Source organism: Candidatus Pantoea gossypiicola (genome assembly GCF_008632075.1).
Taxonomy (GTDB): Bacteria; Pseudomonadota; Gammaproteobacteria; order Enterobacterales; family Enterobacteriaceae; genus Pantoea; species Pantoea gossypiicola.
This window is the reverse complement of sequence record NZ_VWVM01000002.1, coordinates 176,211-191,536: the sequence shown is the minus strand read 5'-3', so window position 1 is coordinate 191,536 and position 15,326 is coordinate 176,211. Positions and strand designations below refer to the sequence as shown.

Annotated in this window: 14 protein-coding genes and 1 pseudogene; all 15 read left to right on the top strand. The window is 48.9% G+C overall.

Annotation, left to right across the window (positions count from 1 at the left end):
* Positions 1-19: 19 nt before the first annotated feature.
* The 15 genes and pseudogenes from F3I20_RS03225 to F3I20_RS03155 all read left to right on the top strand — a co-directional run bounded on the left by F3I20_RS03225 (position 20) and on the right by F3I20_RS03155 (position 15,308).
* Entirely contained in the window at positions 20-1,084 is a 1,065-nt protein-coding gene (locus tag F3I20_RS03225; protein ID WP_150038787.1) for a PAAR domain-containing protein, read from the top strand.
* Between the two features lie 21 nt (positions 1,085-1,105).
* Positions 1,106-1,552 carry a hypothetical protein gene (locus tag F3I20_RS03220; RefSeq protein ID WP_150016056.1) on the top strand — a complete coding sequence of 149 codons (447 nt, stop codon included), beginning with the start codon at positions 1,106-1,108 and terminating at the stop codon, positions 1,550-1,552.
* Between the two features lie 14 nt (positions 1,553-1,566).
* Positions 1,567-2,640 (top strand): hypothetical protein, encoded by a 1,074-nt coding sequence (locus F3I20_RS03215; RefSeq protein WP_150038785.1) that lies wholly within the window; start codon positions 1,567-1,569, stop codon positions 2,638-2,640.
* 252 nt (positions 2,641-2,892) lie between these two features.
* Positions 2,893-4,842, top strand: coding sequence for a type VI secretion system Vgr family protein (locus F3I20_RS03210; protein WP_150059903.1), 1,950 nt, complete (start codon positions 2,893-2,895; stop codon positions 4,840-4,842).
* Between the two features lie 2 nt (positions 4,843-4,844).
* A complete protein-coding gene (locus tag F3I20_RS03205; RefSeq protein ID WP_150038362.1) occupies positions 4,845-5,639 on the top strand; it encodes a DcrB-related protein in 795 nt (264 codons plus the stop codon).
* 3 nt (positions 5,640-5,642) lie between these two features.
* Complete coding sequence (locus tag F3I20_RS03200) at positions 5,643-6,902, top strand: PAAR domain-containing protein (RefSeq protein WP_150038364.1); 1,260 nt, start codon at positions 5,643-5,645, stop codon at positions 6,900-6,902.
* On the top strand, positions 6,902-7,159 hold the full coding sequence (locus F3I20_RS03195) for a hypothetical protein (RefSeq protein WP_150015444.1): 258 nt from the start codon (positions 6,902-6,904) through the stop codon (positions 7,157-7,159). The genes F3I20_RS03200 and F3I20_RS03195 overlap by 1 nt, the downstream gene beginning before the upstream one ends.
* A gap of 140 nt (positions 7,160-7,299) precedes the next feature.
* Positions 7,300-7,659 (top strand): annotated as a pseudogene (locus tag F3I20_RS03190) (immunity protein Tsi6 family protein).
* Positions 7,660-7,800: 141 nt separating this feature from the next.
* The gene (gene tri1 / locus F3I20_RS03185; protein ID WP_150038366.1) at positions 7,801-8,892 is read left to right on the top strand and encodes an ADP-ribosylarginine hydrolase Tri1; all 1,092 of its coding nucleotides are present in this window, start codon (positions 7,801-7,803) and stop codon (positions 8,890-8,892) included.
* A gap of 101 nt (positions 8,893-8,993) precedes the next feature.
* The gene (locus F3I20_RS03180; RefSeq protein ID WP_150015447.1) at positions 8,994-9,254 is read left to right on the top strand and encodes a hypothetical protein; all 261 of its coding nucleotides are present in this window, start codon (positions 8,994-8,996) and stop codon (positions 9,252-9,254) included.
* Positions 9,255-9,643: 389 nt separating this feature from the next.
* Entirely contained in the window at positions 9,644-10,606 is a 963-nt protein-coding gene (ssp4, locus tag F3I20_RS03175; RefSeq protein WP_150038368.1) for an Ssp4 family T6SS effector, read from the top strand.
* Positions 10,606-11,187 carry a hypothetical protein gene (locus F3I20_RS03170; RefSeq protein WP_150015449.1) on the top strand — a complete coding sequence of 194 codons (582 nt, stop codon included), beginning with the start codon at positions 10,606-10,608 and terminating at the stop codon, positions 11,185-11,187. The genes ssp4 and F3I20_RS03170 overlap by 1 nt, the downstream gene beginning before the upstream one ends.
* 268 nt (positions 11,188-11,455) lie before the next feature.
* Positions 11,456-12,463, top strand: coding sequence for an N-acetyltransferase DgcN (dgcN, locus tag F3I20_RS03165; protein ID WP_150038370.1), 1,008 nt, complete (start codon positions 11,456-11,458; stop codon positions 12,461-12,463).
* Position 12,464: 1 nt separating this feature from the next.
* Positions 12,465-13,430 carry an N-acetyl-D-Glu racemase DgcA gene (gene dgcA, locus F3I20_RS03160; RefSeq protein ID WP_150038372.1) on the top strand — a complete coding sequence of 322 codons (966 nt, stop codon included), beginning with the start codon at positions 12,465-12,467 and terminating at the stop codon, positions 13,428-13,430.
* Between the two features lie 15 nt (positions 13,431-13,445).
* Positions 13,446-15,308, top strand: a complete 1,863-nt coding sequence (locus tag F3I20_RS03155) for an ABC transporter ATP-binding protein (RefSeq protein WP_150038374.1) — start codon at positions 13,446-13,448, stop codon at positions 15,306-15,308.
* The last annotated feature ends 18 nt before the right edge of the window (positions 15,309-15,326 follow it).

Sequence of the window (15,326 nt, the reverse complement as noted above, 5' to 3'; positions counted from 1 at the left end):
TTATTAAGGAAAAATAATCATGGGGCAGTCTGCCGCCAGAGCGATCATTGATATCAGCGCACATACTGGTCCAATACAATCAGGAAGTCCGGATGTGATTATCGGAGGGTTTCCGGCAGCAAGAAAAGGCGACACGTTATCCTGTTCCGAGCATGGCAACGGCTTAATTGTCGGTGGTTCTGGCACCGTTTTCGTCAATGGTATACCACTTGCACGCAAAGGAGATAAAACGCATTGTAATGACGGAGGTGAACTTCCGTCATCAGGCTCTAAACCTGCTGCGCCACATTACTGGGGCGGATCATTGGCAAAAAAGGCGGGTGAAGATGGGATGCTACATGATGAAATTTACGATGCCCGCGTACTTGGTGCTTATGCCAGTCTGGAAGATAAAAACCTCAATGGGGATTTTGATACGGCATCGGCTGGTTTTGCGTTATCCGACATTACTCTGGGCAACCTAAAAAGCCAGGATCTCTTACGCGGGGAGATGCGTACGAAAGTCGCCGTTGCCAATGCCACTGGTTCATTATATGGAGGTGGTAATGATATTTATGGCCTAAATACGAATGCGACCGCGACAGGCATACAGTATGGGGGCTCGGCTGCTGCAGGGAAAGAGGGGACTTTGTATGGAGGAGTATCTGGTGATGTCACTATTGGCACCGCAGAGGCAAAAGCCGTTGGTGAAATATATAGTGGTAACAAAGGTCGATATGGATTTTCGCTTGAAGGTGGAGCCGAAGCAAAGGGAGTAAAAGGTGAAGTGTCAGGAAATATTGATATCTTAGGCATAGTTTCTGGCGAGGCTAAAGCAGATGCTAGCTTAGGTTCTGTGGGGTTATCTGGTGGAGGAAGTTTGTTCTGGGAGACCACAGACTCCTCAGCGAATTTAAGGGTTGCAGGTGGAGTCGCAGCGCTGATTGGTCTTAAAGGTGATGCAAGTTTGAAAGTAGCCTTTAAGCCGGTTCTGGACTTCTTTGACTCTCTGTATGGTGATGATGAAGTTGTTCAAACACCTAAACAGCCAGGCGGCGAAGGGACAATCAAAACCGGTTGTGTTACTGTTTTGATCGGCGATTAAATCCTTGGAGATAACTACAAAATGAAATGGTCAGGTTTTATTTTTTTTATTATTATTGCTTTAATTTATATCTGGAATGGAAAGGATGTCTTTTCAAGAAAGGAGTGGGTATCTTTTTTTAAAAAGTTTCTCGCCGTTCTGATTGGTGCTTTTATTTTGGTGGTTATTCTTGTGGGCTTATCTAAATATTTGCATTTGATCGATAGAGAAAGTGCAAGGGCGCTATCAGTTATTATACCTGCTTCTGTCATGACGATGTTGATTTCAAAATTATTTGTCATTTCTCTTTTTGCTCTATTCAGATTTATAATGCGATTCCATCATCGTTATAATACTTCTGAAAATTACTCGAAATTATCATTCATTGGTAATTCTTATGGAGCAAGGCTGAGCTTGTTTGTCAAAGTAATTGCTTCGTTTGGATGCGTTATTATGTTTTATGGAATCTGGTTTGGCAGCACGGTCTGAGTTAAAGAGGTTGTATGAATACTGAGAATAATTATGCCTTTCCCGTAGTATCAAACTATACCGACGAGGAGGCCCGGTCAAATTACTGGAAGTGCCAGTACACTTCTGCTGATAAGAAAATGCTTCACTATTGGGTGGTTCTGCCCAACCGCCTCAAGCCTGCGGAGTTGAAGCTGCAAAATATTGCTGAAGTTGGCCTGATTAATATCGGGCGCTATTCGACGAATGATAATCTGCCTTATATGGAAGTCTGGGCCGCTTATGAACGTTGCCAGTGGGAAATGAACCCTTCAGATTGGTTGTTCAATAAGCTAGAGTTAATGGGCGAAAAAATAATAAATAAACGATTAATTGTTAATCCGGCCGGGAATGGAGTTTTCGCAGACGTACTCACTCTTAAAACCCACTCTTCAGGTGACGAAGTTGTTTCACGCTATACTGTTCAAAAGGATTATAATCCCGAGGAAAGTGGTGGGAATTATTTTCTGATAAAAGCCGCTTGTGCATCTCGAGATTATCCTCTACTGGCAAATGATATTTATTTTACTGTGGTTAACTGGGATTTAATGCATCGCAGTAATCTTGCCTTTGCTGAACTCCTTCAGACTGTGAGCCTAAGTGATAACAACAGTAGTGGTTTTAAAATTCCTGAGTCCTGGCAAGTAAAACCTCTCAGTGAAACGCGACTGGTAATTGAACATACGTTGAACGGGCTCAACTCTGGTGTGATTAATCTCTGCTTCTATTCACAAGAGATGTTATTTACAGAGCAGGATGTTTTTAGCGTGTCAATTAAGCGATTTCATGATCATCAGCCTGCCGTTAAGTTGACAACTGACACTCTTAAAACTATACCGAACGAGTTTAATGCTTTCTTTGGAGAAACTCTCGCTACCTGTGCGGGAGAGATTGTAAGCACTGAGGAAAAGATAAGGGCCTTTTATCAGTGCTATGTTTTTAGTGTGGGGCAGTTATGGTGCTATGCAGAATTAGTTGGCAAGCATCGAAATCACAAAAGCTATTCTTATGAGGCTAATAAACGTTGCCTTGAGATTATCCTTTCCTCATTCCATCTTGAAAAGTTCTGATCCGCAAAATGAAACTCATGTTGAAACATGAGTTTCATTTTGACGTTTTAGATAAAAGTATAACCGAAATTATCATTAATACACTGTCTCTTAAGAGCGTACCTTATCTTTTTATATCAGGATAGCTTTGTTAAAACTATTCTATCCTTATAGCCATTACCTTCCATAAGAAGCTGTTTTAGTAAAAACCCTTAATCCCTCCACTTTTACTGGCACGCTTTTTCGTCAGTTGTACTCGTACGGAAAATCACCATGTTCTCACGCATTACTGCACAGCTGCCGGCGGACGGCCTGCTGTTCCACACGCTCACGGGCACCGAGACGCTGTCCCGTCCGTTTGTGCTCACCGCTGAACTGCTGGCCACCGACGCGCGCATCGACCGTCACGCCCTGCTGGGCAAGCCGGTCACCTTTTCGCTGCCGACCGATGGCCTGATGAGCGCGCTGAGTCCGCGCTACCTCAACGGCAAAATCACCCGGGTAGCCGTGCGCAGCCAGGAGCTGAGCGGCACCCGCTACGCGGTCTACCAGCTGACGGTCGAGCCGGACCTGTGGCCGATGCGGCGCGACCGCAACCTGCGCATCTTCCAGAGCCAGACGGTGCCGCAGATTGTGCAGACGCTGCTGAAGGAGTACGCGGTTAACGTTGAGACGCGCCTGGCGGGCAACTACCGGGTGTGGGAGTACTGCGTGCAGTATCAGGAGAGCAGCCTGGACTTTATCAGCCGCCTGATGGAGCTGGAGGGAATTTACTACTTCTTCCGCCACGAGGCGGACAAACACACGCTGGTGCTGTGCGACGCGCCGGACCAGCATCAGGCGTTTCCGGGCTATGAGACCATCGCCTATCACGTCACCCCGTCGGGCGGGGTGGTTACAGAAGAGGGCATCAGCCAGTGGTCGCTGGCGGAGAGCGTGACGCCGGGCATCTACAGCACCGACGACTACGACTTCCGCAAGCCGAACGCCTGGATGCTGCAGGCGCGGCAGAACCCGGCATCGCCGGTGCCGGGCTCGGTGGACGTCTACGACTGGCCGGGCCATTTTGTTGACCACAGCCACGGCGAGTCCTATGCACGCATCCGCCAGGAGGTGTGGCAGGCCGAGCACCACAGCGTCAGCGGGTCGGGCACGGCCACCGGCATCGCGCCGGGCTTTACCTTCTCGATCATCAACGCGCCGCACTTCAGCGACAACGGCGAGTACCTGGTGACCTCAGCGACCTATGACTTCGCCGAGAACTCCTACGCCAGCGGCGACACCGGCGACAGTCGCCACAACATCGATTTCACGGTGCTGCCGTCGTCGGTAACCTACCGCACGCCGCCGGAGACGCCGTGGCCGAAAACGCACGGCCCGCAGACCGCGAAGGTGGTCGGGCCGAAAGGCGAGTCCATCTGGACCGACCGCTACGGCCGGGTGAAGGTGAAGTTTCACTGGGACCGGCTGGCGAAGGGCGACGACACCAGCTCCTGCTGGGTGCGCGTCTCCAGCGCCTGGGCCGGTCAGGGATTCGGCGGGGTGCAGATTCCGCGTGTTAACGACGAAGTGGTGGTGGACTTTATTAACGGTGACCCGGATCGTCCGCTGATCATCGGCCGCGTGTATAACGAGGCGAGCATGCCGCCGTGGGCGCTGCCGGCAGCGGCGACGCAGATGGGTTTTCTGAGCCGGTCGAAGGATGGCACGGCGGACACCGCGAACGCGCTGAGATTTGAGGATAAGGCGGGTGAGGAACACCTGTGGATTCAGGCGCAGAAGAACATGGATACGCATGTTAAAAATGATGAGTCACATAGTGTTATGAACAACCGGACAGTTTCGGTGGGTGCTAATAATGAGACTCGGGTGGAGGGCGATCATACTCTCGGGACTCAGGGAAACAGCAAGACGCTGACAACCGGCAACCGTACTGAACAGGCTTTTGCTTCTTACACAATTGCAGCCGGAGATACTTTACGGATTGAGTGTGGCCTAAGCGCAATAGAGTTAACTAAAGACGGCGCAATTAATTTCATTGGCAAAAATTTTAATCTTACCGTCGATAATAATGGTGAGATTAACACTAAAGGTGGGGAGTTACATTTAAATCCTGAAGGAGGAAACGCTGCAACAATTGCACCGGGTAGCGGACATAAAGATAAAATAAAAACTGAAATTGAAAGCTACTTCTCATCATCAACAAAAGATAATAAAGGATAAAAATGGCCACCTATACTCTCCAGGAAGCGTCAATTCAATTACCTGATATATTCAAAGACAGAACAATGAATCTGTTTACGCTCAGCGAAAATAATGCGAGCGAATTTACCTTTGTGGTGTCTCGCGCATCTGCTGTACATGACGATACTGTGCAAAAAGTGGCTGCGAGAATTATTGATGAGATGAGTGTCACTGTTCCCGCTTTCGTAAATGTCACATCACAACTGATCGAGATAGATAACCTACCCGCAGTTGAGCTTTTTTATCATTTTGAAAATGACGGTATTGAGATCTGGCAAAAACAATCTATTGTTTTACTTGATGATGAGGCGGGGGGAAAGAAAATTGTCTGCTATATTGGAACGTGTCCGGGGCGTTTTAGCGATTATTATGCTAAGCAATATCAGGAGATCATTGGCAGTATTAAGTTTAATTCTCTCAAATATGATGATGAGCCGGTGCCGGTCGCACCAGATTCATCGGGAATTTTCTTTTCTTTTGATAACGATACTAAAGTGCTTACCGCACATGAAACGGTGACATTACTCTATCAGAATGTTGATTTGAAAAGAGCATTGAATGGCAGTTATTTGTTCTTTGACTCAGCGGGAAGCCCACTGCGTATCGCCGCATTAAACAATGAAGAGCCCTTACGCTATGCCTTGTGGACAGCACCACACAGAAAAAACTCATCTTTAAGAGATATTCTTGGTATGGCAAAAGCCTTTCAAGGACCCGCAGATCTCGCCAGCGAACAACAAATCCTTGCGTTTCTTCAGAGACATAGGGATGTATAAATTATGGCTGAATTCAATGCTGCCAGAGAGCAGGATGAAATAGCGCATACTGCTTCCAAAGGCTGGATGATCGCCGGTCTCATTGGCGGTGCAATATTAGGTGCAGCAGCCGTTGTTGTTACCGGTGGAGCGGCTCTGGTTGTGGTATCCGCAGCAGCAGCCGGTGCCTGTGCGGCTGGAGGGGTGGGAGAAGTACTTGGAAGCATGTCATGGGCTCCGCGGCATAACACAGGCAAACTGTTATCCGGCTCGCCGAATGTTTACACCAACAGCAGAGCAGCGATACGTGCACATTTGTCCAAAGGCGACTGCGATGAGCACAGCGGCTCATCGCAACGGGTTGCTGAAGGATCAGATAAGGTTTTTATTAACAACTTTCCTGCCGCCCGCATTGGAGACCGTTTGACCTGCAGTGCGGAGATATCTGGCGGTTCCACCAATGTATTTATTGGCGGAGGTAAACTTCAGACTGACGATATCAACCCTGAAATCCCTGGCTGGGTAAACTGGGTGATGATGGGCGTCGGTACTGCTGCCGTTGCGGTCCTGGCTTCTCCAGCTATTGCGTTACTGGGATTAGCCGGCGCAATGGGCGGCGGTTACGCTGGCGATTGGATCGGTGGCAGACTGTTCGGGGAAGGCTCTGACGGACAAAAATGGTCTATGCTGGCAGGCAGTTTTGTCGGTGGGGCATTAGGTGGCAAAGGGGGTATGAAGTTTGACGGTTGGCGTGGTCGTAATAATATTAAGGCTAACAAACTTCCGTTAAATGATGAAAAAATCGCCGAAATACAAAGTATCGAAAAAACATTTAGGCCAGACCCCGAAACATATTTACCTAAGGATTATATTGATTCTCATGCAAAATCCTTTGAAAATGGCGCATCTAGAATAGTCACTAGAAAAAGTTTTGAAGATTATGGTATTGGTAAACCTGATCCGGGGAGGACGGAATTTGTTCTAACCAGGGAGCGCGCTGGACAAATGATTTCTGAATCAAAAGGAGATGTAGGAGTGATTGCAGATAAATTAGGCATTCCACAGGAACAATTGAAAAACGATAGTCTTGTTTTGATTGAATTTAAACCTACAGAGTTGTACTCTCCAAAAATGCCAACTGGTAATGAATGGGGAGCTAATAAGCAATGGATTCCGGGGGGCAAACTACCACAAGGTGATTTTGAGGCTATAGTAAAAACCGAAGGAATGGTTAAAGGCAGAGATTATACCGCGATCGATTTATTAACAGGGGAGAAATTATAATGAGTAAAAATAAAATAGCAATGAATCCTTGGGATTTTACTCTGTATGAGTGTGAGGATAGCTCATATGTAATGAAGGTTATGTTTAGTGAAGGTGATTACAAAGTTGATGTCGAAAGGTTCTTCATTGTAACTCCATATATTGGTATCCATTCTATCGATATTGAAATGTTAAAAGATCTTTCAAAAAAAATAAGGGAAGGTACAGGGCAGTACGTAATAGATGAAATTAGCAAGGAGGATTTTGAATTAATGTAGTTTTAGTGTTTTCTATTTGATGAATAAAAAGGTCTGTTTTTGGCTTACTTTATACATTCCTTTTGTAATAAGGTAGGCCCAGTGATTTTTCATTCAAGATTTGCCTTTGCTCTTAAACAAGAAGAGTGCATGTTGGTTTTATGATGAAGAAAGAAGAATATACTGCCTTAGACTACATCAATGATGCTATTGATATCACTAATCAAAGAGCCTTAGAAAAGCCTGATTTTACAGTTTTCCAGGTTGCTCTGAAACAGCTAATTTATGTAAAAAAATATTAACTGGTGAAGAGAATGATAAAAGTGTCCTGCATAGTATGAATCTGGGGGAATCTGGCTTCCAAAGAGTTTGATACAACTGACCCAGAGCTAGCCAGACATCTTTCAAACGCAAACTATATTGCCTCTCAAATAGTTGCTGGGCTAAAATTTATCCTTCCTCATCAAAACAATCCGGAATATGAAAAGCGCAAAAAAAGATATTTAAAACCCCAGAATTAAATGGGTATTGATATATTTATGTATAAAAAGAGCGTAAGTAAATAAAATGCGGTGATAATATAAAATTTACCCCTGTTTATTTGATTTCATTTGGTTGTGTTCTTTCAATTTTTTGAGGATGTAAATTTATAAGGAGGTTCTATGATTGATCTTAGGGCTGATGATGATGCGCTTTTCATTTATGCCAGACGTTACGCTCATTTAATACCCCAGGCGTCACGGCAGTTGATGAATAGAATGTCTTATGAACAAAAACCTTTACGCGCTAAACCTGAGGACGCTCTCAAGCCAGAATGGGCGAAATCTTTACCTCAGAAAATTACTGATGAACAGGCATTAGATAAATGTCAGGGTGCTTTAATGGGGTTGGCGGTTGGAGACGCTATAGGCACAACGCTAGAATTTATGCCAAGGGATAAAGCTCGCGTTGATGACATGGTTGGCGGGGGACCTTTCTCTCTTAAACCCGGTGAGTGGACTGATGACACCTCGATGGCGCTGTGTCTCGCTGAAACTTATATTGAAAGCAATAAATGTGATATTACATTGTTCCGACAAAAGTTACTCAACTGGTATAAGAATGGGACAAATAGTTCTAATGGCGTATGCTTTGATATAGGTAATACAACGCGCTATGCACTTGAGCAGTTTGTCCTTCATGGACCAACTTGGATGGGGAATACTTCTCCTGAAACTGCAGGGAATGCGGCATTAATTCGCCATGCACCTACTGCTATTTTCAGAAGGAAATCGTTTATTGACGGTTGGCGAGATGCGATGCTACAGAGTGAGGCTACACATTGTGCCGCAGAGTCTATAGATAGCTGTCGCTTTTTTAATGCCATGCTTCATTACATCTTAAATGGTTACAGTAAGAGTGAGAGCTTTGCTCCTCATCTTATGGGATCAACATTACGTGTATTAATCATTAATGCCGGTGAATATAAAGAAAAGCATCGTGATCAAATCCGTTCCTCTGGTTATGTCATCGACACCCTTGAGGCAGCATTATGGGCCGTCTGGCATACAGACAATTTTAAAGATGCCATTTTGCTGGCGGCAAATCTTGCTGATGATGCTGATAGTGTAGCGGCGACGGCAGGTCAGCTAGCGGGCGCATTGTATGGACTGTCAGGCATTCCTCAGGAATGGGTTAATAAAATAGTACAAAAAGACAGAATTCTTTCAATGGCAGAAAAACTGTTTCATATGGCGCCTGAAGAACAAGATTAATGATAAAATCCCATATCTGAAGTATGGGATTTTTTTGTGAATGAAAAATTTAGATAAAGGGATAAACTATCAAGTCTATGGCTTAAGAATAGGAGCGATTTTTGATTGAAGCTAAAGTTGTTGAGTCACGCCAGGGTGACTTTAATTTACTGCACTCGGGTAGTGAATGGTTTATAGGCGTTCTTATTCCAAATTTTTATCCAAATTCACATTTTGATGTTAGCAAAATATTTATATTAGATGAAAATGATCTTCTTCATAAAGATGATTATGACTATTTAATAAGGTTGGCCGAGTCTGTTCGTAAGGATTGGACCAGGTTCTCTGATAGAGAGGTTAAAAATATGAAGATCGTGAAATAATTTATAATAAATAAATTAAAAGAATGATTTTTCCTCCAGGGAAGATCGATTTTTTAGTGAGTTAATTGTTAAAGCAGGCACCAAGGCTGTTCATTTTTTCAAAAGTCATTCTTTCTCCTGGACCTATATTTATTACGGTATTTAGCTGGCGAATTAAATTAAGAAGGCAATCAGGCTATGAATGTTGATACGGACTATGCCTTTCACTTTGCGCTGCCTTTATCAAAAAAGAGATCGAACAGTACTTCTGGAAATGTTTGGTTACTTTGGTCAAAGAAGTAATGCTGCATTACCGGGTTGTGCTGACAAAAAGCCTAAATATTTTTTCCATTTCAACTTTCAATTTCTAAAAACTCTCTTTTACCATTTTGACCCTAAAAGGAGATAAAATGAACCTGCCAGGAGTGAATCCCGAAAATAACTTACCGGGTTATGACATCGCGAGAATGACCGGTTATGGGGCACCTGATTTTGATTTCAAAGCGCTGGGTGCAGCAATGGATTGTACTCGAGAGTTTTACCAGGCTGGCATCATCTATGCAGATGGCGCACAGCGTTATCTCGTTCGGCCTGGTCAGCGTCATCCTAATGGCCAAAGTGGTATCGTCACACATCTTATTGTGACCAAAACGCCTAAGCAAGCCACAGCGTCTGATACGGGCAAGTCACTTAGTGAAGCAGTAAGCGCAACCTCAATGGGAACGGAGATTGCCTCGACCGTGCTTTCCTGTGGTGCAATGATTATCACTGCTGGCGTGGCGGTTATCGGCGCTTCAGCAACACCTATAACTGCTGGCAGTAGCGGGGTGCTTGTTGCTATTGGTTATGCCGGCGCTGCCGCAACAGGCGTGCAATGTGTCAATGGTATCTACCGCGTTTATGATCTCGTCGAAAACGGTGGTCAAAATGTCGCGTGGCTGGACTCTCAGGATTGGTACGTTGCCACTTCAACATCCCTTGACCTTATTTCACTCGCCAGCGTTGGCGGTGCGTTAAAAGAAGCCCTGGCAACATGGCGAGCGATGAAATCAGTCTCTTCTCTAAAAGCAACGGAGTGGCTCAGGAACTACCCAAGGCAGGACCGGGCTCGCCTGACTGAATTAATCATTAAGGCACAAAACCCTGGTATAAGTAATAAAGAGCTTAAGGCCGCCATCCGAGCAGGACTTTATCCAAAGCGGTTCCCTGTAGAGCCGGTGCAAAAAGAACTTGTTAAGCAACTCGCGCAGGTCGTCACGAGCGCAGCTGCTGTGGCTGGCAGTGCTGTCAGTGGTATTATTGCTGCTCCGGGTAACGTGCCGCGCACCGGGCGTTATGTAGTAGGAACAATCCAGTCACTGGCGGTATTTTAATGCAATTTTTATCATGGCTTATTGGGCGTAATCTCACTGAACTGCTGCAACAGGGTCGCGAAATAGATCAGCTGATTGCACGGCAGGATAATTCCGTACTTGCCCGTTCCACCACAGAGCTTGAGCGTTATTTTAAACAGCCTTCTGAGTCGCTTCCCCGGCAGAACGGCTTCCCGGTTGCACTGGTGCTGATGCTGTTACTGGTCGCATTTGCATTTAACTTGCTGACGTTTCTGCACGTTTTACCTCCGCTTACGCCACAGATACATGCGTTGAGTTTTTTTGTTCCCTCAATCGTCATTCTTGGCGCGATTCTCACCGCCAGTTATCTGCTTGCGCGAGGCAATACAGCGGGTGTTCAGGGGCTGGCTTACGTATGGGCGATGTTGGTTATATCGACCGTTTTACTCTTAAGCTACAGCGTTGTTATGGCTAGCCACTCGGGCCTGTGGCTGCTTCTGGCACTCGCTGCTTTGGTGGGTGCTCGCTGGTTACTGAATGGGCAGGCTTTCATCCTGTTTGCCATTTACTGCCGGACCCAACGCCTCGCCAGTGTGGCCCGGCAGCGTCGCATGAAATAACCTATCGTGGTTTTTAGTGCTGTTATCGCGGAATACCCCTTCCGCGACTTTCTTCTGTTTTTCTCTCAACACAATCTTTTTCCTATGACTCACCCCCTCTTTTAGTCCATTTCCTGTCCCAACCCCCTGAAAACCCCACTCATCATCACAATTACCTCTGACCATAACCTGCCGTTATACCCTCCTGCTAAACAAGCATTCGTCACCTTTCAGAACGCATGAAATAGTGGTTTCAGAACCTGATCTTTTGGCTGAAACGAGAGACAACATGCTAATCCCACAACCCTATTTACTTTTTCTTGGCGATGTTACCGATCCCCTCGCGGCAAAAACGGCGCGCGGTATTCATATCTGGCGGCCTGAGCAGTGCGTTGGCGAAATTAAACTGCCGGGCTGCACGGTCAGTCTGGGTCTGGATGAACTGGACATTCCCGGCGCTAAAGCGCGTGGAGCGAAAACGCTGGTGCTGGGCACGGCTAATGCAGGCGGTTATCTGCCAGCGCACTGGCTGGAAACCATCAAAAGTGCCATCAAAGCTGGCATGAACGTTGCCAGCGGTCTGCACCATCGGCTGGTGGACGAACCGGAACTGGTCGCGCTTGCGCAGGCTTCTGGCGTTGAACTGTTTGACCTGCGTCATATGCGTCCGGCGCTCAGTGTGGGCAGCGGCAAGAAGCGTTCAGGTAAGCGCATCCTGACCGTCGGTACGGACTGCTCAGTGGGCAAGATGTACACCTCCCTGGCGCTGGAAGCGGCGATGCGTGCGCGCGGCATGAAAGCTGATTTTCGCGCCACGGGGCAGACCGGCATTCTGGTTGCGGGAGAGGGTATTGCTGTGGATGCGGTCATCGCGGATTTTATTGCCGGAGCAGCAGAAGCGCTGTCACCCGCGAATGACGACGACCACTGGGATATCGTCGAAGGTCAGGGCTCACTGTTCCATCCCTCTTATGCGGGCGTCAGCATGGGGCTGATGCACGGTGCGCAGCCACACTGGCTGGTGATGTGCCATGAAATGGGACGTCCTCATATGCGTCATTTGCCGCACCAGCCGATGGTCAGCCTGAAGGAATGCGTTGAAGCCAATCTGCGTGCCGCGCAGGTGACCAGTGAGTCGGTTCAGCTCGCTGGCTTTGCGATCAACACCTCCAGTTACAGTGAAGAAGAGGCGCTCGCTTATTGCGCCGAAGTCCGCGCTGAGTTCGGCTTACCGGCTACGGATCCTGTGCGTTTTGGTATTGATGAGATCGCTGCACTGCTTCAGGAGCGCGGCTGAAATGCGACAGTTGCAGATTGAGGTGGTGGAGCTGCCGCTGGCGCGACCCTTTGCAATCGCACGCGGTACCCGCACTGCCGTGACGGTCATCCGGGTCACCCTGGAGCAAAACGGGTTCATCGGGCAGGGCGAATGCACTCCGACGGCCCGCTACGATGAGACACCCGACAGCGTCCAGGCGCTGCTCGAAGCCGTACGCACTGAGGTGGAATCGGGCCTGAGCCGTCACGATCTGCAAAACCGCTTACCCGCCGGTTCGGCGCGCAACGTGCTGGACTGTGCGCTATGGCGACTTGATGCCGCACGCGCGAATCAGACGCTGTGGCAAAAGACCGCGTGCTCTCAGCCAGCTTCAATCGTTACCGCAGAGACCCTTAGCCTTGATACGGAGAAAAACATGGCTATCGCGGCGGCAGATGCGGTCTCACGTGGTGCCATCCTGCTCAAAATTAAGCTCGACCGGGATGCGGTTCTGGAAAAGGTGGCGGCGATTCGTGCGGCGGCACCCCATGCCACGCTCATTATCGATGCCAACGAAGCCTGGTCGGGACTGGAACTGGAAAGCCTGCTGGTGGCACTTAAAGCCTTCAACATCGCGATGGTGGAGCAACCCCTTCCCGCGGGGCAGGATCATGACCTGCAACGCTTTAAGCATCCCATACCGGTCTGTGCCGATGAGAGTTGCCATACGCGGGCGGACATTGCCGGATTACGCGACCGCTACGAGATGATCAACATCAAACTGGATAAGTGCGGTGGCCTGACCGAAGCGCTGGCGATGGTGGAGGAAGCCCGGACGCTCAATATGCGCATCATGGTCGGTTGCATGCTGGGCTCGTCTCTGGCGATGGAGGCTGCATTGCCCGTCGCGGTAAATGCAGAGTTCGTCGATCTGGACGGCCCCATCTGGCTTGCCGCCGACAGTTCTCCTTTCCTGAGCTACTCCGAAGGCCGTATCTGGCTATAACTCTGCGAGGCGACGATGACGGACACACAACGTACTTCTCCTGCTACCCGCGCGGCCTCGCCATCCCCCGTGCTGGCGATTGAGGATCTCAGCGTCTCATTTCATGGACGCAGCGGTAAGAATCAGGCACTCAAAGGCATCAGCTTTGCCATTAATCCGGGTGAAATTGTCGCCGTGGTGGGTGAAAGCGGCTCCGGTAAATCGGTTACATCGCTGGCGGTGATGGGCCTGCTGTCCAGCAATGGACGTGTCGATCGCGGCAGCATCCAGTTTCGCGATCGCAGCGGAAACCTGCACGCGTTAGAAACCCTTAACGATGCACAGCGCCGCACACTGCGTGGCCGTGAAATGGCGATGATCTTTCAGGAGCCAATGACCTCGCTGAATCCGGTCTTGCGCATTGACGATCAACTCACCGAGGCATTACGCGATCATCATCTGTGCGACAGAAAACAGGCCCATGCGCGTGCGCGTGAACTGCTGCGACAGGTGCGTATCGCGGATGTGGATCGCGTGATGAAAAGCTATCCGCACTCGCTGTCAGGCGGCATGCGGCAGCGTGTGATGATTGCGCAGGCGCTGGCCTGTGATCCGCAACTCCTGATTGCCGACGAACCGACCACTGCGCTGGATGTCACCGTGCAGGCGCGCATTCTCCATATTCTGCGTGAGCTGCAACGCGAGAAACAGATGGCGGTATTGTTTATCACCCATGATATGGGCGTGGTCGCAGAAATCGCCGATCGCGTAGTAGTCATGTTGCGTGGCGAAGTCGTTGAGCAGGGAACCGTATCTGAGATTTTTGCCGCCCCGCAGCACGCTTATACCAAAGCGTTACTGGCGGCCGTACCCAGACTCGGCGATATGCGGGAACACGCATGGCCGCAACGCTTTCTTCTGCCTGGTGCGCGGGACGCTGCGCAAAGCGAACAGCAAACCGCTCGCTATGACGTGGCACCGCTGCTGGATGTGCGTGGGCTGAAAGTCTATTACCCGATTCGCAGCGGCATTTTATCGGGCCTGACGCATCATGTGCATGCGGTGGAGCAGATTGATTTCACGCTGTGGCCCGGTGAAACCCTGGCCATCGTGGGTGAAAGCGGCTGCGGCAAATCGACCACCGGACGAGCACTGATGCGCCTCATCAACAGTGACGCTGAAAGCATTCACTTTGAGGGAAAAGAGATCTCTGATCTGAAAGAGGCAGAGTTCCAGCCGCTGCGCCGTGAAATTCAGATGGTGTTTCAGGATCCCTATGCGTCTCTGAACCCCCGCCTGACAGTAGGGTTCACCATTGCAGAGCCGTTGCTGCTACATGGCATGGTCTCTTCACTTGAACAGGCTTCTCCACAGATCGATGCGCTGCTCAAGAGCGTCGGTCTCCTGCCGGAGCACGCGCGTCGTTATCCGCACGAATTTTCTGGCGGTCAGCGTCAGCGTATTGCCATCGCCCGCGCCATGGCGCTGAAACCGAAAGTGATTATTGCGGATGAGGCGGTATCAGCCCTGGATGTGTCGATTCAGGCGCAGGTGGTGAATCTGATGATGGACCTGCAGCAGCAGACAGACGTGGCATGGATCTTCATCTCTCACGATATGGCGGTCGTCGAGCGCATTGCGAATCGCGTCGCGGTGATGTACCTCGGCCAGATTGTGGAGCTTGGTCCGCGCCAGTCTGTCTTTAATCAGCCGCAACATCCCTATACCCGGCGTCTGCTGGCCTCCGTGCCGGTCGCCGATCCAGAGAACCGTCAGCCCCGTCTTTTCGATGACAGCGAAATTCCTTCGCCGTTACGTAAGGTGGGCGAAACGGTCACGAAAACCCGTTATCGCCAGGTTGCGCCCCAGCACTGGGTCGCTGACGGCATTGCATTTTAATTATCCTCAACGACCAGG